Source organism: Pedobacter sp. (genome assembly GCF_965279535.1).
Lineage (GTDB): Bacteria > Bacteroidota > Bacteroidia > Sphingobacteriales > Sphingobacteriaceae > Pedobacter.
In genome coordinates this window covers 3112767-3131431 of the sequence record NZ_OZ257244.1, presented here as the reverse complement: position 1 = coordinate 3131431, position 18665 = coordinate 3112767, and the positions used below count along the sequence as shown (strand labels likewise).

Genomic DNA, 18665 nt, shown 5'->3' with positions numbered 1-18665 from the left:
AAAGGTCACAAATGAAGAAATTGTTTTTTGTTTTCGCATTCTTAATTCCGCTGATTACTCATGCACAAACTACAAAAACAGATGTATTAGTAATTGGAAATGGAAATGCCGCTTTTGCCGCGGGTGTTCAAGCATCCATATCGGGCGTTAATACGATCGTTTTAACACAATCAGACGGTTTTAAATTAAGTGATCTGCTAAAACAGGATTCTACAGAAGTGATTAAATCCTTTAAAAAAAGAGCACGCAAGTCCTTAAACATTAAAGACAATGCGGTACTACCCGAAATCACGAATCAAATTGCAAATGCAGTGATTAAAAAATGGTCTGATAGCGCTAAGCTTTTTAAGGTCATTAACAATATGCCATTCTATGAAATTAAACGCTCAGGAAGTGGCTGGGAAGCCAAACTCACCAGAGATAAAAGCATAAAAGCGAAAGTATTGGTCTTGGTAGATAATCCCGAAAAGGTTTTAACTGCACTGAAACTGAACGAACTGAAACCGGCAAAAGAAACTGCGTTAAACTATAATGAAACTACCTATCGGACCTCAATTTCAGGACAGGGCAATCCAAATGCACATTTTTTATCCCTCTATAGCTTACTTATTCCTAACCAGGATAATATTTTATTTATTAATTCCGGACAATTTGAAATTGGACAGGCAACGGGAGCAACAGCAGCCTTCGCCGCGTTTTACGGTAAGAAAACAAGCGAGTCTAACCTGAAAGCTATACAGGGTGAGCTTTTAAACTATAAACTTTCGCTCATGCCTTTTGATGACGTTAAAGTTGCCGATTCGAATTGGCTGGCCATTCAAAAAGTAGGCATCACCGGCATAATAAAGGCAGAATTAAATACTGGAAAGGCTTCGTTTAATCCAGAAAAAGAAATCACTTATAATGAAGTTAAACAACCCATAAAAGATTATTATTATAAGGCACAAATCTGGTTCGATGACCATAAAGACGTACCCTTAAATTTGGAGCACACCATATCATTGGTTTCTTATGTGGGTAACAAAGCTGTTGATGCCACTAAAACTGAAATCGAAAAGAAATGGACAAAATCCTATCGCTTTAAATCCAGGTTTGATTTGAAAAAAAATTTAAGCAGGCGGGAGTTTGCCGTGATCATTAATGATTACCTCAAACCCTTTGATTCTATTACCGTGGATAAAACAGGCCGGGTAATCCGCTAAGACTTAGTCTTGAGTCGGGGGTTCAAAGTCGTAAGTCAATTGTAAATTTTCAATCTTATCCCCTGATTTATCACGTTACTTGATGCTAACATTTTGATACTTTTATGCCATTAAACAATTCAACAGTTTAACAATGAAGCCTCTTCCTTTGTTCTTTATTCCAATCTTGATTCTCATTACCAGATACTAAAAACAAACCCTATGAAAAAACATTTACTTTTCTTTCTTCTTTGCTCAGGCCAATGTGTATTTGCTCAATTGGCTCCATTAACTGTAGAAAAGATTATGCGGGATCCCAAATGGATGGGCGTTTCTCCATCAAACTACCACTGGTCTGCAGATAGTAAAACTCTTTTTTTTAATTGGAACCCCGAGAAAAAAGCGAAGGATGAGTTGTTTAAAATTAGCACCTCTTCCACCAAAATACTAAAGGCCCTTGAAAAGGAGGATGAGAAAAATCCCAACCAAAACTACATTTACAATGGCGATAATACACTGGGCTTGTTCGAAAGGAATGGAGATATCTTTCTTCGGGATTTCAAAAGCAATAAAGAAAGGCGCCTAACCAATACGCAAGAGCGTGAAAGCAATCCCATATTCTTAACAGATGGAAGTATTGCCTATCAAAAAGAAGATAATCTCTATACCCTTAACTTAAAAACTGCAGAAACCAAACAGCTCAGTAACTTTGTTAAAGGGAAAAAACCATTAAAAACCGATGTTAAAGCCGGTACAGAGCAAGACAACTGGCTCAAGACAGAACAAACAGCCCTTTTTGATATCATCAAGAAAAGAAATGCGGAAGCAAAAAGCACCTCTGGCAGCGGACGAGGGAGACGAAGTGCTGTGGAAGGCAAAAGCCTGAAAGAAATTTATACGGAAGATAAGTTTTTAAGTAATGTAGTGATCAGTCCGAATGGGCGTTTTATCACCTATAAACTCACAACTGCTGCCCAAAACAACCACAATACCATTGTACCTAACTATGTTACGGCTTCGGGATATACAGAAGATATTCCGGCCAGAACGAAGGTTGGCGAAAACGAAAGCAGCGCACAAAACTTCATCTTCGATACACAGCGCGATACTGTTTACGCTATACAAACCACAACAATACAAGGGATCAAAGACCTACCCGATTACTTAAAACATTACCCCAAAGAGCAGGAAGCTCTTCTAAAGAAAAATGAAGACCGAAATGTAAATCTATACGGCCCGATATGGAATGAGAAAGCTACAAAGGGTGTTATGGTAGCTATTAGTACCGACAATAAGGATCGCTGGATATTGGAACTTGATGCTTTAAACGGAAAATTTAACCTCATAGATCGTCAAAGAGATGAAGCCTGGGTCGGTGGCCCTGGCATTGGCGGTTACTATGCAGGAAATCTGGGCTGGATTGACGATAACCACCTGTATTTCCAAAGTGAGGCCTCAGGATATTCTCACCTTTATGTAGCAGATATCATTAGCGGAGAAAAAAAACAACTTACCTCAGGGAAATGGGAAGTACAAAGCCTCAAACTATCCAGAGATAAGAAATCATTTTATATTACAGGTAACAAGGAGCATCCCGGGATTACCAATTTATTTAAAATCGGTGTAAATGGCGGTGATCTTATTCAGATTACCTCGATGAAAGGTTTAAATGAAATCACCCTTTCTCCTGATGAGAAATGGATCGCCATCAACTACTCTTACCTGAACAAACCCTGGGAACTTTACCTCCAGGCCAATACACCCAAATCAAAAGCGATTAAAATTACCCAATCCACCAGCAGTGAATTCAATTCCTATGCCTGGAGACAGCCCGACATGATCAGTTTCAAAAATCGTTACGGTGCAGATGTTTACGCAAGGGTTTATAAATCAGACAATCCGCACCCCAACCATCCTGGGGTAGTTTTTGTACACGGAGCAGGCTATCTGCAAAACATCCATTTCGGCTGGAGCCAGTATTTTCGGGAGTATATGTTTAACAATTTACTGGCAGATAATGGATATACAGTTATTGATATCGACTACACGGCCAGCTCAGGTTATGGCCGCGATCACCGGACAGGCATTTATCGCCACATGGGCGGGAAAGATTTAACCGATCAGGTAGATGGCGTTAAAGTTTTAGTAGAAAAGTATGCCGTTAACCCTAAAAATGTAGGCATTTACGGTGGCTCTTATGGAGGTTTTATGACCCTAATGGCCATGTTTAATGAACCTGAAGTTTTTACAAGCGGCGCAGCATTAAGGTCTGTTACCGACTGGGCACATTACAATCATGGCTATACATCAAACATTTTAAACGAACCCTTTAATGATCCCATTGCCTACAAAAAGAGCTCACCGATTTATTTCGCAGACAAGCTAAAAGGCAACTTGCTCATGGCGCATGGGATGGTGGATGTAAATGTTCATTTTCAGGATATCGTACGTATCACACAAAGATTTATAGAGCTAGGCAAAAACAACTGGGAACTTGCCGTTTACCCGGTAGAAGATCATGGTTTTGTAGAGCCCAGCAGCTGGACAGACGAATATAAAAGAATATTGAAATTGTATGAAAATACACTGAAAAAATAATTTTCTGATCCCTGGTCCGTGACTCCCGGACCAGTAAAATTCTTTAAACAACCACATGCTGAATCTTGGGTATGAGCAATAGATCTTCCTTATACATTTTAACAACATTATAGTTTTTAACTATAACACTATCAATAATAGTGATCAATAATTCGGTTTTTAGGTTTGATTAACCCCCTCCTAAGCCTTACCTTTGTGCCACAAATTAAAAGAAAAAACAATTATGGCTATAGTAGGTAAAAAATTCCCGAGTGTTAGTATTGATGCAATGTCAGACATGGGTGATGACTTGAAAATCAATGTATTTGAAGAAGCAGTTAGCAAAAACAAAAAAGTATTATTGTTCTGGTATCCTAAAGATTTCACTTTTGTTTGCCCTACAGAATTACACGCATTCCAGGCTGCTCTTCCTGAGTTTGAGCAAAGAAATACCATCGTAATTGGCGCATCATGTGATACAAATGAAGTTCACTTTGCCTGGTTAAACACACCTAAAGACAATGGCGGTATTGAAGGTGTTACTTATCCGATTTTAGCAGATACACACAGACAATTATCTGGCATCTTAGATATTTTAGATCAGGAAGTTAACTATGATGAAGAAGGAAACGAATCTTTCTCTGGTTCAAATGTTTCTTTCAGAGCAACCTATTTAATCGACGAAACGGGTAAAGTTTTCCACGAAAGTGTAAACGATATGCCTGTTGGTAGAAACGTTAAAGAATATTTACGTTTAATCGATGCTTATGCACACGTTCAAAAACATGGTGAGGTTTGTCCTGCAAACTGGGAAGAAGGTAAAGAAGCAATGAACGCTAACAGAACTGGTGTTGCTGAATATTTAGCAGCCAACTAATTAAACAAAACGTTATGTTTTTAGAATTAACAGAAGATAATCTTCAACAATATTTGGCCGATAACAGTAAGGTGATGGTTCAGTATGCTGCATCATGGTGTGGAAACTGCAGAATCATGAAACCGAAGTTTAAAAAACTGGCCTCAGAAAACGAAGATGTTGCTTTCTTAATTGTTGATGCTGAAAAACTTCCAAACTCACGCAAATTCGCAAACGTTGATAACTTACCAACCTTTGCCGCTTTTGAAGGTGGTGCTTTGGTAGATCAGGTTCAGACCAACAAACAAGAAGGTTTAATTGAACTTTTTAACAAGATAAAGTAATGAAAATTCCAGTTATCAGACAGTTTTTCCAAACCACAACGCCTGAGCAGCTTGAAGCCACTTTAGAAGTATTAGAAGCTTTTTGTGAATTTAGAGGTGTTAGTGAAACCGACGTTGATGTTGCTGGAGAAATGATTACCAATATCTGCGGAGCACTTGAAGTTCACCAACTGGTGAAAGATGGTACTCCCGAGCGCGATGCACTAAATGCTTTTGGGCAACGCGTTATGGGCTCTATTGATAGATAATAATATCATCCCGTTTTTTATATCGGCCCCCTCGCAAATTAATTTTGTGAGGGGGTTTTGTTTGTAATAACAAATTAGCGTTGCGAAACCGAGTCGATGCCCGCCCCATTCGTTTTGCTGTGGAAAGTAACAAAAAAAAGGTCTGTGAGCCACAGACCTCGGTTTATTGAATTATTTTTTGATTCAGTTAAACAATTAAACTTTCTACGCCAAATTCCTCCCTGCATTCACAATACCGAATACCGTTCTAACTGAAAGTTTTTCGAGCGCCTTCTGGTCGGTAGCATTTTGATCATGCTGAAGTTTTTCTAAGGCGAAATGCTGAATCAACACCAAAGGAAGGATAATTCGTTCTCTGGTGGCAATAGATCGTTTGTCTACAGGGTAATTAGCCATTAGGGTTGACTGTCCTGATAGTTTTAAGAGCATCTCCTTCGTTAATTCGAATTCATTGTGCAGTTGAGTCCAAAAAGAGCCGAACTCCTTGTCTGCCGCTAAATGGGCCGTAATCGCAAAGTCCGATTTACTCATGCTCATCATGCAGTTATCTACAATGGTCTTTAAATAATCTGAGTCTTCATAAACTTTAACAACCTTATCCCAGTTACCGGCCTTTTCCTGATTCTTCATAGCGGTACCCATTCCATAATAACCAGGTACATTTTGTTTCAACATACTCCATGCGGTTACGAAGCTAATGGCGCGTAAATCTTCCAGTTTCATTTCCCCACCACCATTTCTTTTTACCGGGCGACTACTGATATTGGCTTGAGATAACAATTTCAAAGGAGATAGTTTTTCCAGGTAACTTACAAATAGCGGATGTTCACGCAAGTCGACGAACGCTTTATAACCATCTTCAGCCATTTCATCCAGCAATGCTTTATTTTCAGGATCTAAAAGGATATTGTGTTTCTCCTTTAAGCCCGAAGTAATACCAGCGTTAATCAGTTGTTCAATGTTAAATTCAGCGCTTTCTACTGATCCGTACTGGGAGCTGATGGTTTGTCCTTGTACCGTTAACTGAATGTTTTTGTTAGCAATTTCTTTACCCATTGAGGCATAGAAACGGTGTGTTTTGCCACCCCCACGTGCTGGTGGTCCTCCACGACCATCAAAAAATGCCAGTTGAATATTGTGTTTAGCAGCCACAGCCGATAACGAAGTTTTACCGTTAAAGATAGACCAGTTGGCCATTAAATAGCCCCCATCTTTGGTGCTATCAGAATAGCCCAACATAATATCCTGCTTGTTTCCTCTGCTGGCAAGGTGTGCTTTATAAAATGGATTGCTGTATAAGGTATCCATAATTTCGGCCGCACCTTTTAGGTCGTTAACGGTTTCAAATAACGGAACAAAATCTATGGTCAGCGAATCCTTGCTCCAGCCGTTCCATAAAAATAACTCCATTAGTTGGAGAATATCGCTTGCCTGCTGGCAGTTGCTGATAATAAAACGATGACAAGCTCTTTCGCCGTTTCGCTTCTGGATACCTTTAATTTCATTTATCGTTTCAATGGTATCTTTAGTGAGTTCATCGGGCGCTGAAGCAAAATTAATCGAAGCTTCTTTAAAGGAAATGTGTTTTAACTTTTCAGCTTCCGAAAGCTTATCATAATCTGCGGGATACAAAGAAGAGATTGGCTTATTCTGGCGACAGAACGCATGTACTTTTCTCAATACCCTGCTATCCTGGCGGATATCCAATGAAGCGAAGTAATTGCCATACAGCTCTATTTTACGGATCAGGTCGTTTACCAGATCCACAAATAAACCTTCATGTTCGGCAAGTAGTGTATCTTTAATTTTATTTAAGCCTTCTTTAAGTTCAACAGAGATATCCTTAATTTCAATGCTTTGATCAAATGCGTTAGCATAAAGCACGTCGTTAAGCTTAGCAATGTTCTCCTCTACCCCTCTAAAGGTGATTCTGCGTTTTATTACCCTGAAATCACGGTAGTAGCAACGGAATAAAATCTGTCTGAGCATTTTAGATACTTCAACAGTAGTATCTGAGTGGATATTTGGGTTACCATCCCTGTCTCCGCCCGGCCAGAAACCTAATTCTAGGATTTTTTTGGTTTCCAGGTTATACTCATCTAAATTCTGATCAATTTCTTCCTGGATATTTGCCGCAGCAAAGTAGAATACATTTTCTAAAAACCAGGTTAGGTTTAGTGCTTCATCTACTGGTGTTGGCGATTTTTTATTAAAGAAAGGTGTTTTACCCAGCTGTTGCAACAGCGAGTTGATAGAGGTAATATCGTTCTCTTTAATTGCCTGGGTTAAATCGGTAATGATAGCCAATACATTACCCGGATAAAATTGAGTTGGATGGGCAGTTAAAACCAGGCGCAGAGATAAATCATCTATCAATCGCTCAATTTTGGATAGCATTGTTTTGTTATCCGCATTCTTTTTCAGGATAAAAGCCAAAGTGCTCTGCTCATCTGTGGTATTTAATTTGGTAAAAGAAGCATCTTCAACTGCATCAAAAAGCACAACCTGGCGCTCTATGTACTGAATAAAGCGAAAGAGCAGATCAACAATATCCTTTCTATCGGTGTAGCTGGTGTATTTGGCAAAAAATTCCTCAATTACCTGAGCAGGCTTTTGACCTTGCTTTATCCCCTCTTCGCAGCTCTTAAAAAACAATGGCAGTAATGTTCCGGTATCCTTAATCTTGTAAAAAGGAAGGGTAAGAAACAGACTATTAAAGAGTTCGAATTTGGAGATAACCTCGTTGTTGAAAACAGATTCTCGTTGTGTAGTTAACCGAAGTTTTGGCATGGTTTAAGCAATAGTTTTGTAGTCTGTAATACTACAAAAAATGCGTAAACAATTAAAATTCTTAGGCTTACAATTTGGAAAATTGTAGAATAAATTTTAATTTTAAAATCTTATTTGGCTACCATGTAGCTAAATAAGAACATTTGCAATGTTTAAGGGCATTGCATTGATTGTTAATTTTTTGGGTTAAAACGGCCGATCTAATAAAATAGACCGGCCGTTTTGTTTTTTATCAACATTTTGGCTGTTTTTTTGCCAAAATTAGTGCACATCGGCAGGAATGTTTGCGTTTTTCTTAAACTTTTGAAGATAAAGTAGCGGGATTGAAAACAACATAATCAAGCCGGCAACCCAGTATGCATCATCATAAGTAAGCAGCATGGTTTGTCGGGTAATTAAACCCTCCATTGCTTTAAATGCCATTACCTTGGCATCGATAAAATTCTGCCCTTTGGCCATGAAACCTTTTACCAGTATATCGAATCTTTCGGTAAATGCCGGATTATATTCGTTAACGTTCGTTAAAAGATTACTTCTGTGAAAACCTTGACGAACATGGATTAAGGTTGTTAAAGCGGCAATACCAAATGAGCCTCCCAATTGACGCATCATGTTGTTCAAACCAGATCCCTGACCAATTTCGGGCCCCTTCAGATCCTGAATTGCCAATGTGGTTAATGGAACGAATAGTAGCGCCATACCTACACCTCTAATCATTAATGGCAGGAAAAAATCTCCTGTTCCGGATTGCAGGGTCGAATTACTTAACATCCAACAGAAAACGAAGAACAAGATCATCCCACCTGTAGCCATAAATTGTGCCGGCACTCCTTTTTTAAGCATGATTCCAATAAAAGGCATCATTACAATGGTACATAAACCCCCGGGAAACAATAGCTCACCGGTTTGTAATGGAGAGAAACCGAGCAAATTCTGACAGAATACCGGGAATACAAACACCGAACCATATAGTCCAAACCCCAATACAAATGAGGTAAACATCCCAACGGAGAAGCTTCGGTGCCTCATAATTTTAAAGTTAACGATGGGGTGATCAGTGGTCGTTTCTCGCCAGATGAATAACAATAACCCTATTACAGATGCTGCACCCAAAGCGGTGATATATGGTGTTGCGAACCAATCTTCGCTCTCCCCTTTTTCTAACACGGTTTGCAAACTGCCTACTGCAATCGCCAATAATGCGATCCCCCACCAATCTACCGGCTGGCCTTTCCCCTCTTTCGGGGTGGCCTTCACAAAGGTGTAAGTACAGTAGGCCGCGAGTATTCCGACGGGAATATTTACGTAGAAAATCCAAGGCCATGAGCTGATATCCAAAATATAACCACCAATGGTTGGCCCAACGGTTGGTCCCACAACTGCTCCTAAACCAAATAAAGCGGTGGCAATTCCCACGTCTTCTCTCGGCCAGGTTTCAATTAAAATTGCCTGTGCTGTAGAAATCAAACCACCCCCGGCTAATCCCTGGATAATACGGAAAAGCACCAGCTCGTTTAAGGAAGTAGCGTTTCCACATAGGAAGGAAACCAGCGTAAAAACAATAATAGAGGTAAGGAAATAATTTTTTCTGCCAAATCGGTTACCTAACCAACCTGACATGGGCAATACGATAACGTTGGCTACCGCATAGCCGGTAGAAAGCCAGGCCACATCTTCCAATGTTGCGCCCAGGTTTCCCTGTATTTGTGGGATAGCTACGTTTACGATGGTGGTATCAATCAGCTCCAATAAAGATGCTGTGATCACCGTAAAAGTAATAACCCACTTTTTTAAACCTACTTCGGCCATTTTGTTTGTTATTTAGTAGAAACTGATGCTTTAACACTCATTCCCGGGCGTAATTTAGCTAGCAGCTCTTTTGATGGATGTATTTTGATTTTTACCGGAACACGTTGAACAACTTTAACAAAGTTACCGGTAGCATTATCCGGAGGCAATAAAGATCCTTTTGCACCAGTTATTGGGGCAAAGTTGTATACTTCACCTTCTATTTTCTGATCTGGATAAGCATCTACTTCGATTTCTACTTTTGATCCTTCTTTGATTTTCTCTAACTGCGTTTCTTTAAAGTTAGCCGTTACGTAAATACTTCCATCGTTAACAATAGAAAATAATGATTGCCCGGCCTGAACCAACTGGCCTTTTTGAACGTTCTTTTTAGATACAATACCCGATGTTGGTGCTTTAATTTCGGTATATGAAAGTTGAAGTTTCGCAAAATCGATATCACTTTGACGTTGGCTGATCACATTACTGCTTACCGCTAATTGAGATTGTGTGGTACCTACCTGTTTAACCGCAGCATTGTATTGATCTAAAGCAGCCTGATAAGCGGCCTGAGCAGATTCTTTTGCTGCCTTTGCCTGGTCAAAAGCCTGTTGCGTAATTGATCCGTCTTTTACCAGATTCGCATAACGATCATAATCTTTTTGGGTTAAATTCAATTTTACACGTGCAGCTTCAACGTTAGCTTTTGCGGTGCTCGTATTGGCTTGAGTAGCAATAATTTGCGACTGTGCTACGCCTACACCTGCACTTGCTCCTTTTTGTCCGGATTCTGCCTGTTCCAACTTCACTTTAAAATCCTGATCATCCAGTTTCACCAATACTTGTCCTTCCTCCACATGCGTGTTCTCTTCGAAACTGATGCTTTGAACATATCCGCTTACACGAGCAACAACAGGGCTAATGTCTCCATCAATCTGGGCATCATCTGTATCCACGTGCTTACTGTAATAATTCCACTCTGTGATACCGAAAACGGCACCAATTACTAGTAAAACGCCTAAAATGATAGGTACTACTATATTTTTCTTTTTCTTTTCAGTTGTCATTGCTGTATTTATTGCGTTATTTTTCCTGTTGATTTTAATAGGGTATAGTAAGCTAAACCTGCATCAGCTTTAGCTATTTCTAAATTAATTTTTGCCTGGTAAAGCAGGGTTTCGGCATCGATACGATCGGTAACAGATGCTACATTGTTCTTGTATTTTGAAGCCAGTAATTTATCGTTTTCTGTAGCCTGAGCAATTGAAGTTTCTAAAACTTTGATCTTGCTGATGGCTACCTGGTAGTTTTGATAATTTTTATTGATATCGGTTTTTACCTGATCAGATAAAATATCTTTCTGAAGGGTAATTTCTTTTTGCTGGATCTTTGCTTCAGTTACCTTGTTTTTATTGGTCCAAAGGCTGCCTACGTTCCAGGAAACCGTTGCACCTAAGGTAACCGGCAACAAATACTGATTAACAGGAGGAATAAAACTACCGCTCGGGTTAATGTAATACAAATTTGCACCTACACCTACTGTTGGTCTGGTATTGGCCTTAATCGTTTTAACATTATAATCAGCCACTTTATCCTGAAAATCGAGCTGTTTTAATTCCTGGCGGTTAGCCATTGCAAGATTAACATAATCACCAAGCGAACCTGCCACTTTCAGTGTACCATCAGGATCAGTAATTTTTACTTCTGTATCTTCAGGAAGGCCTAAAAGAATATCTAAATTGTAATTGATGATTTTTCTATTGCTCTCGATATCCATCTGGGTAAGCATAACATTCGCCTGTTGTAACTGAAATCTCAATACATCATTTTTGGTTACAATACCCTGCTCAAAAAAGCGCTGAGCCTGTTTAATCTGCGCAGCAATTGATTCCAGGTTTTGATCTACTACTTTTCTGCTCTGCAATACTTTATATAATGCATAATAAGTATTAATTACGGCGTAGCTAATTTCCTCTTTGCTTTTATCTGCATCCAGGCGGGCAACTTCTGCCAGTAACCTGGTTGATTCTTTGGCATATTTTAATTTACCTCCGCCATAAACCAGCTCTTGTACTGCTGCTGTTCCTACAAATGCGTCGGCTCTTTTGGGCAAATGCAATGCGCTGGATCCCTCACCTAAACTAAAAGTGTTGGTCGGAATTTCGGCATGGTTATACATAAAACTGGCGTTAGCTGTTGGAAGTGCGTTATCCTTTACTACTGCCAGTTGTGCTACAGCCTGGTCTATCTTATTTTGTGATAATTTTAAATTTTTACTGTTGGCTATGCCAAGTTCTATTGCCTGAGTGATGTTTAGCTCTTTGGTACTTTGTGCCAGTAAAGTAGCCGGAACTAATGACGCCACAAGCATTAATCGGATTGATTTGGGTATCATCTTTTTGTTGTTAAATAAACTGTTGTTAGGTCTTTTAAATGAGCAATTGCCCTTTCCTTTATAATCTTTTTATCCTTCGGATTATTCAAATCAAGTGTTGCACAAGGCATAACTTTATTAGGAGAAATAACAATATGGCTAATGGTACCCATAATTGTTCCGATAACCATTCTCACATCTACCTGATTAAAACTACCCTCCTCAATACCATCGGTTATGATCTTTTCGATAACCAACATGTTTTGACTCATGGCATCCTTAATTTTATCATACATCTCCGGCCGCTGTGTAAGCGATAGTTCCCTATGCATCATTTTATGAAAAGCTGTGTTAGACAATATCCGGTTAACATAACCTTCTATTACCCTATGCAATTTCTCTATTGATGAAATTTTATCTTCGTTGATGATCCTCAGTTGCGAGCCAAAGCTTGCAATTCGGTCATTCATTATCTCCAAAAACACACCTTCTTTAGATCCGAAATAATAATTAATCATGGCCATGTTCGCTCCAGATTCCTTCGCAATCTGGCGGGTAGACGTTCCCTCATACCCCGTTTCGCAGAACAGCTTTTCTGCTGCCTCCAAAATGGCCTGCCTTTTATCTATTTTTTCTGTTTTCATTTCTTTTTTAACAGCACAAAATTAATCAATCGCTTGATTAATATCCAAATGTTTTATAGCTTCTTTTACAATTCCTTGATAAAAGGTTAATTTTAAGCGAAATAATCCCTATCAGAAATGCATAAAAAGTATACATTCCTTACTGTATTGTTATTTTCGATTGCTTTGTTTGCCTTCAAAAGCAATGAGGCTACTCAACCAAGTTGGATTCGAATTAATCTTTTGGGCTATACCCCTTCAGGAATAAAGGTGGCGGTTTGGTGCAGTAAAAGCGAAGAGATACCTCATCAATTTGAAATTATTGATCAGCAGACACAAAAAGTAGTTTATCATTCAGCAAGAATAGAAGCTTATGGCGCTTACGGGCCGTTTCAGAAAACTGCCCGCTTAAATTTTTCTGACTTTAATTTAAAAGGCCGGTTTTATATCCGGATAAACGATGTTTTATCCCCACTCATCATTGTTAATGATGATGTATACAAAGGCGCAGCTGATTTTTGCCTCCGTTATATGCGCCAACAACGCAGTGGATTTAACCCTTTCCTAAAAGACAGTTGCCATACCCATGACGGTTTTTCGCTTTACAGTGAAAAATCCGGCATAAAAGACAGCACCCATTTCGATGCCTCCGGTGGTTGGCACGATGCGAGCGATTACCTCCAGTACGGGACCACTTCGGCCAATGCCGCCTATCACTTATTAATGGCCTACCGTGATTTCTCCAAGGTTTTTGGTGATGAAAAGCTGGCTAACGGATTAGATGGCAGCAACGGAACTGCCGATGTATTGGATGAAGCGCGCTGGGGCTTAAACTGGTTATTGAAGATGCACCCCAGGAAAAACATCATGTTTAATCAACTGGGTGATGACCGCGATCATGCCGGGATGCGACTCCCAAAAGAAGACAACTTTTACGGCAAAGGTTTTGAACGTCCATTGTATTTCATTACTGGAGAAACCCAGCAACGCGGCAAATTTATGAACAACACCACGGGTACCAGTTCTACCGCGGCTAAATACAGCAGCGCTTTTAGTTTAGGTGCCTCTCTATTTAAAACCTATGACAAGGCTTATTCGCGATTGCTTGCCGAAAAGTCAAAAACAGCTTATCAATATGCACTTCAAAAACCGGGGGTCACCCAAACGATTTCGGTTAAATCGCCCTACATTTATGCTGAAGACAATTGGGTGGATGATATGGAACTGGCCGCTGCAGCACAGTATTTCTCCCAATCTAATGTCAATTCAAAAGCACTTATAACCGCAATGACTTATGCCGCACAGGAAAAAACAACGCCCTGGCTATTAAAAGACACTGCAGCCCATTATCAGTATTATCCTTTTATTAACCTTGGCCATTATGAACTGGCAAAGCAGCTGCAGGGCGAAGAAAAAACTACCATTGCGGGTTATTATAAGGATGGTATAGAACAGGTTTGGACCAGGGCAAAGCAAAACGCCTTTTATAGGGGTATCCCTTTTATATGGTGCAGCAATAATTTAACTGTTGCCTTTGCCATGCAATGCATGTGGTATGAAGATTTAACCCATGACCAAAGTTATGCCATGCTGCAGCAAGCTAATCTGGATTGGATTTTAGGCTGTAACCCCTGGGGAACCAGCATGGTGTATGGCTTACCCCATTGGGCTGATACACCAAAAGATCCGCATTCGGCATTTACGCATTTGAAAAATTACGCCATCGATGGCGGATTAGTTGATGGGCCGGTTTACACCAATATTTACAAAGGCCTTATCGGAATTAAACTGGCCGAAGCAGATGAATATGCGGAGTTCCAAAGTGATCTGGCGGTTTATCACGATGATTATGGCGATTATAGCACCAATGAACCTACAATGGATGGGACAGCTTCTTTAATTTATTTATTGGCCGCGAAAGAAGCAGAGGCACAAGCTAAATCTAACCAATCGTTTCATTTAGGAGCTACAGTTCGCGCTGATTCTACCCAAAAGAAAATTGCCCTCGTTTTTACAGGAGATGAATTTGCTGATGGCGCAGGCATGATTACCCAAACCCTACAAAAAGAAAAGATTAAAGCATCATTTTTTCTGACCGGAAATTTTTACAACCAACCCGCTTTTAAAGCAACTATTAACCGGTTAAAAAGCAATGGGCACTATCTTGGCCCGCATTCAGACCAACATCTCCTTTACTGCGACTGGAAAAAACGGGATAGTTTATTGGTTTCGAAAGCGCAGTTCGATACAGATTTAGTCAAAAACTATGAGGCTATGGCCAAGTTTGGCATTAGCAGAACCAATGCCCGGTATTTTCTTCCCCCATATGAATGGTATAACCAAACCATTTCCGATTGGACGAAGCAACAAGGATTAACACTGATTAACTTCAGCCCCGGCACCCGTTCAAATGCAGATTACACCTTCCCTGAAATGGGAAAAAGTTACCGCAGCAGTGATGAGATTTTTAAATCGATTGTGCAATATAATCAATCGAAACCCAGTGGTTTAAATGGCTTTATCTTGTTGTTGCATATTGGCACAGATCCCAAAAGAAAAGACAAATTCTATAACCGGTTACCAGAATTGATTAGATATTTGAAAAAAGAAGGTTACAAAATGGAGAGAATTGACAATTTATTCCCTTAAAGCTGCATTATCTCAAATTAAATTTTAAAATAAATATTAACTTTGCCACCAAATAATAAAAAACATGAGTGTACAAGAAAACAGCAACAATAACTTCAACTGGCTTTATTATGCTTTAGGCTTATTCTTTGGTATTTTGACTGGAGCTATCATTACGCAAAACTACATCTTTGCTTTATTAGGTGGTGTTTTAGGTTTGTTAACAGCAGGCTTATTTTTAAACGCTATTGTAAAAGGAAGAAAATACTAAATCTTCATATTTCCAATTCATACGATTATCCAATGCGAACCATTGGATTTAGCTAATTTCGAAACAAATGAAAAATATATTCATTGTTGTTTTCGCTCTATTTTGTTGTGCTGCAAAGGGGCAGGAAGCTGCTCAAACGGAAATAAAATTTGCGGCTGCAGATTCTAGTCCTGCAGACATTGTTTATTTCCCTTTAAATGCGGCGAAAGCAAAAGATGAAGATCTCGCCAAACCTAAAATAAAGCTTATTTATTCCCGTCCGCAGAAGAAAGGCCGCGAAGTATTTGGTGTTTTAGAACAATTTGGTAAAGTTTGGCGCTTTGGTGCAAACGAAAGCACGGAAATTCGTTTCTACGATAAAGTAATTATTGGAGGAAAGAAAATTAAAGCCGGAAATTATAGTCTTTTTGCTATTCCCAATAAAGATACCTGGACCCTAATCTTAAACAGTCAGACCGATAAATGGGGAGCATTTTCTTATGATCAGTCTAAAGATATTGTTCGTGTTAATGTTCCGGTTAAAACGCTGAGTAAACCGGTTGAGTTTTTCTCTGTTACTTTTATACCCAAAGATAATGGCGCGGGCTTAATTGCGGCCTGGGATAAAACACAGGTAGAACTTCCGATAAGTTTCAAATAATTTGCCTCTACAAGAGGTTGTGTCATAAATTCAATCTCGACTCAAAGCTGTCACGTTGAGCCTGTCGAAACGCCCTGATAATAATTAACAGGGCCCTTCAACAGGCTCAGGATGACAATCAATCTTTTTGATGCAATCTTTCTTTTATAGGACTAATTGCTCACTAATTTTTTAGCATCGGTATCTCCTACGATAAACATTTTGTAAACCTGGGTTATTTTCCACTCTCCTCCTTTATTTTTTTCGATCACCACATAGTTTTGCTGATTCCCATCAAATAATTCGTAATTAATATCTACCCTTGCAATTACCAATGCATCTGTTTCAGAAACAATACTTGCACTGATGTTGCAATCTCCCTGCTTAACGCCTTCATTTTTCTTCATCTGATTCAACACATCACTTGCGCTATGCTTCACCACCCGCACATCTCTGTTAGAGGTAAAAACAGCATCCTCACTTAACACTGCTTTTAACTTCTTATAATCAGAGTTGATATAGCTATCCATAAAATGATTGATAACCGAAGTGTGGCTTACTGTTGGTTTATCTCCTGCAACAGCATTACCTGTGATTATAATACCTAGTAATAGAATCACTAAAGCTTTTAGTTTCATAACTATCTGTGTTTTTTTATTAAATATCGGGGCTATTTGAAGAAAAAAATATGCCGATAACACCTTAATTACCAGTATATTTAAAGATATTAAAAACGAAAAACCCTTCGCTGGTTAAGGGCGAAGGGCAGCAAAAATTAAAAACTGTTTTTCATTAATATTTTTTATCGGGTTCAATGTCTTTATTTGGGTACAGCCAAGTGCTAAAATAGGCCGTTTAGAAAAAAGCAAACCCCAATCCTGGCAGTTTGCTTTTTCAAATTCATTATTAACCTAAACAGGAAAAAACTTCTACAAAATTGTCCTGTATGTGTTTTCAAAAATACGATCAGGGCTTAAAAAAAAACATGCAGAAATCACTATTTAAAGGATGAATGATGGAATAATTGAATGATAGCGCGGAGTATTATACAGTTTGATTGTGATTGCCAAAATTTTAAGCCGTCTTCATTCTTTTGTACTTTGCCGGTGTAACATTAAATGTGCTTTTAAATAGCCTGATGAACGAACTGGGGCATTCGAAACCTACTAATCCAACGATTTCATTGAGAGAATAAGGTGTATTTTGTAAAAGGTGTTTTGCCCTAGCCAATCGCAGTTGAACCAGGTATTGATAAGGGCTGATCTGATAAGCTTCCTTGAAAGTTCTGAGCAGGTGATTAACCGATAAACAAGCATGATCGGCTATATTCTCCAGCAGTATATTTTGATTATAATTGCTGTTGATGTATTCTTTTGCAAGTGTTAACCTTTTCAAAATCTCTTGCTTTGTTTTGGTTTTAATGAAGCTCAACCGCTCCATTTTTTGCAATACTTCCTGGTTATAAATCTTATAGTAATTTAATAAACAATGATGAAGGTATTCGTTAATCAACATTTCATCATTCAATCCCCTATCCAATTGACTTTTTAAATGCAGGATATTGTAGCGCATATCGCCTTTAAATGGATAAAGCGACTCTATAAAGCTTGGCGCTTCTCCGGGAGTTTCTGTTTCTAATAACTGCTCTGCAGAACCTGTTAGGCTCAGTTGAAAATCTTGAAGGAATTTCTTCTCAAAAGAAATGGAAAAGGTATTTACCGGGGTTAGGGAATCTATTTTGCTGCTGTAAGTAGTTCCGGCATTGAGCACTGCAAAGCTATCGGGGTAGATGCTTAATTTGCGTTTATGGATTTCGCAATCCTCTGTTCCTGCAAAAACAAACTTAATGGTATACGCGGTGTTTTTTTGTTCAGAAATGGCTTCGCAAGTGGTTTCACTTACTATTTTATTTCTGTTGCTTAACTCCTTTACGTATTTCATTACTAATCTTCGTTATAATTTCTTTTTTCAACCAGGGTATAGCAATTACCAAAAGGATCTGAGAATTCAACAAAAAGACCCTCTTCAATGTAAACAGGTCTTTGATTAAATTGGATTCCGCTTGCTTTAAGACGACAGTAATCGTTTATCAGGTCTTCGGTATATAAGGTGATTTTATTCTCGCATGTATCCACCGGGCTAACAATACCCGCATCATGGATAATACCGGCCCAGTTAACTCCCTCCTTCACCAATTCATTTCCACAAATGGCCTCAACATTAAAAAAGTCATTAAATAAGCTGTTCGCTTCACTGCGTGATGCTCCCTGAACAGGCAATGATTTTGAGTTCGGATTCATACTGGGTTAATTTGTATGATGTAAAATTAAACCGAAAACTCAATCATAGAACCACCCAAAAAGGGG

The 18665-nt window shown here is 39.0% G+C and carries 16 protein-coding genes; 8 read left to right on the top strand and 8 right to left on the bottom strand.

Going from position 1 to position 18665, the window contains the following annotated elements; all coding sequences use genetic code 11:
- Positions 1 to 11: 11 nt before the first annotated feature.
- The 5 genes from ACQY77_RS12605 (at position 12) to ACQY77_RS12585 (ending at position 5206) form a co-directional block, all read left to right on the top strand.
- Entirely contained in the window at positions 12 to 1202 is a 1191-nt protein-coding gene (locus tag ACQY77_RS12605) for a hypothetical protein (protein WP_421941792.1), read from the top strand.
- A 201-nt stretch (positions 1203 to 1403) separates the two neighbouring features.
- Positions 1404 to 3779, top strand: a complete 2376-nt coding sequence (locus ACQY77_RS12600) for a prolyl oligopeptidase family serine peptidase (RefSeq protein WP_421941793.1) — start codon at positions 1404 to 1406, stop codon at positions 3777 to 3779.
- A 223-nt stretch (positions 3780 to 4002) separates the two neighbouring features.
- Complete coding sequence (locus tag ACQY77_RS12595; RefSeq protein WP_090879839.1) at positions 4003 to 4635, top strand: peroxiredoxin; 633 nt, start codon at positions 4003 to 4005, stop codon at positions 4633 to 4635.
- Between the two features lie 14 nt (positions 4636 to 4649).
- Entirely contained in the window at positions 4650 to 4958 is a 309-nt protein-coding gene (locus tag ACQY77_RS12590; RefSeq protein WP_421941794.1) for a thioredoxin family protein, read from the top strand.
- The gene (locus ACQY77_RS12585; RefSeq protein WP_090879832.1) at positions 4958 to 5206 is read left to right on the top strand and encodes a DUF6952 family protein; all 249 of its coding nucleotides are present in this window, start codon (positions 4958 to 4960) and stop codon (positions 5204 to 5206) included. Before ACQY77_RS12590 ends, ACQY77_RS12585 begins: the two co-directional genes overlap by 1 nt.
- Before the next feature lie 204 nt (positions 5207 to 5410).
- On the opposite strand, the gene ACQY77_RS12580 is transcribed toward ACQY77_RS12585, so the two are convergent.
- The 5 genes from ACQY77_RS12580 to ACQY77_RS12560 form a co-directional block, all read right to left on the bottom strand.
- Positions 5411 to 7996, bottom strand: a complete 2586-nt coding sequence (locus ACQY77_RS12580) for a phosphoenolpyruvate carboxylase (protein ID WP_421941795.1) — start codon at positions 7994 to 7996, stop codon at positions 5411 to 5413.
- Positions 7997 to 8257: 261 nt separating this feature from the next.
- Entirely contained in the window at positions 8258 to 9805 is a 1548-nt protein-coding gene (locus ACQY77_RS12575) for a DHA2 family efflux MFS transporter permease subunit (RefSeq protein WP_421941796.1), read from the bottom strand.
- An 8-nt stretch (positions 9806 to 9813) separates the two neighbouring features.
- Entirely contained in the window at positions 9814 to 10851 is a 1038-nt protein-coding gene (locus tag ACQY77_RS12570; protein WP_421941797.1) for an HlyD family secretion protein, read from the bottom strand.
- 8 nt (positions 10852 to 10859) lie between these two features.
- On the bottom strand, positions 10860 to 12179 hold the full coding sequence (locus ACQY77_RS12565) for a TolC family protein (RefSeq protein WP_421941798.1): 1320 nt from the start codon (positions 12177 to 12179) through the stop codon (positions 10860 to 10862).
- A complete protein-coding gene (locus ACQY77_RS12560) occupies positions 12176 to 12802 on the bottom strand; it encodes a TetR/AcrR family transcriptional regulator (protein ID WP_421941799.1) in 627 nt (208 codons plus the stop codon). The genes ACQY77_RS12565 and ACQY77_RS12560 overlap by 4 nt, the downstream gene beginning before the upstream one ends.
- 117 nt (positions 12803 to 12919) lie before the next feature.
- Here ACQY77_RS12560 and ACQY77_RS12555 point away from each other — a divergent pair, with 117 nt between their 5' ends.
- The 3 genes from ACQY77_RS12555 to ACQY77_RS12545 all read left to right on the top strand — a co-directional run bounded on the left by ACQY77_RS12555 (position 12920) and on the right by ACQY77_RS12545 (position 16320).
- Complete coding sequence (locus ACQY77_RS12555) at positions 12920 to 15430, top strand: glycoside hydrolase family 9 protein (protein ID WP_421941800.1); 2511 nt, start codon at positions 12920 to 12922, stop codon at positions 15428 to 15430.
- Positions 15431 to 15494: 64 nt separating this feature from the next.
- Entirely contained in the window at positions 15495 to 15680 is a 186-nt protein-coding gene (locus ACQY77_RS12550) for a hypothetical protein (protein WP_090879812.1), read from the top strand.
- Positions 15681 to 15747: 67 nt separating this feature from the next.
- The gene (locus tag ACQY77_RS12545) at positions 15748 to 16320 is read left to right on the top strand and encodes a DUF2911 domain-containing protein (protein WP_421941801.1); all 573 of its coding nucleotides are present in this window, start codon (positions 15748 to 15750) and stop codon (positions 16318 to 16320) included.
- A 152-nt stretch (positions 16321 to 16472) separates the two neighbouring features.
- On the opposite strand, the gene ACQY77_RS12540 is transcribed toward ACQY77_RS12545, so the two are convergent.
- The 3 genes from ACQY77_RS12540 to ACQY77_RS12530 form a co-directional block, all read right to left on the bottom strand.
- A complete protein-coding gene (locus ACQY77_RS12540) occupies positions 16473 to 16937 on the bottom strand; it encodes a hypothetical protein (RefSeq protein ID WP_421941802.1) in 465 nt (154 codons plus the stop codon).
- Between the two features lie 436 nt (positions 16938 to 17373).
- Positions 17374 to 18240, bottom strand: a complete 867-nt coding sequence (locus tag ACQY77_RS12535; protein ID WP_421941803.1) for a helix-turn-helix domain-containing protein — start codon at positions 18238 to 18240, stop codon at positions 17374 to 17376.
- A gap of 2 nt (positions 18241 to 18242) precedes the next feature.
- Complete coding sequence (locus tag ACQY77_RS12530; protein WP_421941804.1) at positions 18243 to 18599, bottom strand: hypothetical protein; 357 nt, start codon at positions 18597 to 18599, stop codon at positions 18243 to 18245.
- Positions 18600 to 18665: the final 66 nt, after the last annotated feature.

Excerpts from the sequence above, each read along its gene's own strand:
- ACQY77_RS12530 (WP_421941804.1), bottom strand. The coding sequence starts at position 18,599 with ATGAATCCGAACTCAAAATCATTGCCTGTTCAGGGAGCATCACGCAGT.
- ACQY77_RS12585 (WP_090879832.1), top strand. The coding sequence starts at position 4,958 with ATGAAAATTCCAGTTATCAGACAGTTTTTCCAAACCACAACGCCTGAG.
- ACQY77_RS12590 (WP_421941794.1), top strand. The coding sequence starts at position 4,650 with ATGTTTTTAGAATTAACAGAAGATAATCTTCAACAATATTTGGCCGAT.
- ACQY77_RS12565 (WP_421941798.1), bottom strand. The coding sequence starts at position 12,179 with ATGATACCCAAATCAATCCGATTAATGCTTGTGGCGTCATTAGTTCCG.
- ACQY77_RS12560 (WP_421941799.1), bottom strand. The coding sequence starts at position 12,802 with ATGAAAACAGAAAAAATAGATAAAAGGCAGGCCATTTTGGAGGCAGCA.
- ACQY77_RS12540 (WP_421941802.1), bottom strand. The coding sequence starts at position 16,937 with ATGAAACTAAAAGCTTTAGTGATTCTATTACTAGGTATTATAATCACA.
- ACQY77_RS12570 (WP_421941797.1), bottom strand. The coding sequence starts at position 10,851 with ATGACAACTGAAAAGAAAAAGAAAAATATAGTAGTACCTATCATTTTA.
- ACQY77_RS12575 (WP_421941796.1), bottom strand. The coding sequence starts at position 9,805 with ATGGCCGAAGTAGGTTTAAAAAAGTGGGTTATTACTTTTACGGTGATC.
- ACQY77_RS12580 (WP_421941795.1), bottom strand. The coding sequence starts at position 7,996 with ATGCCAAAACTTCGGTTAACTACACAACGAGAATCTGTTTTCAACAAC.
- ACQY77_RS12595 (WP_090879839.1), top strand. The coding sequence starts at position 4,003 with ATGGCTATAGTAGGTAAAAAATTCCCGAGTGTTAGTATTGATGCAATG.
- ACQY77_RS12550 (WP_090879812.1), top strand. The coding sequence starts at position 15,495 with ATGAGTGTACAAGAAAACAGCAACAATAACTTCAACTGGCTTTATTAT.
- ACQY77_RS12605 (WP_421941792.1), top strand. The coding sequence starts at position 12 with ATGAAGAAATTGTTTTTTGTTTTCGCATTCTTAATTCCGCTGATTACT.
- ACQY77_RS12535 (WP_421941803.1), bottom strand. The coding sequence starts at position 18,240 with ATGAAATACGTAAAGGAGTTAAGCAACAGAAATAAAATAGTAAGTGAA.
- ACQY77_RS12555 (WP_421941800.1), top strand. The coding sequence starts at position 12,920 with ATGCATAAAAAGTATACATTCCTTACTGTATTGTTATTTTCGATTGCT.
- ACQY77_RS12545 (WP_421941801.1), top strand. The coding sequence starts at position 15,748 with ATGAAAAATATATTCATTGTTGTTTTCGCTCTATTTTGTTGTGCTGCA.
- ACQY77_RS12600 (WP_421941793.1), top strand. The coding sequence starts at position 1,404 with ATGAAAAAACATTTACTTTTCTTTCTTCTTTGCTCAGGCCAATGTGTA.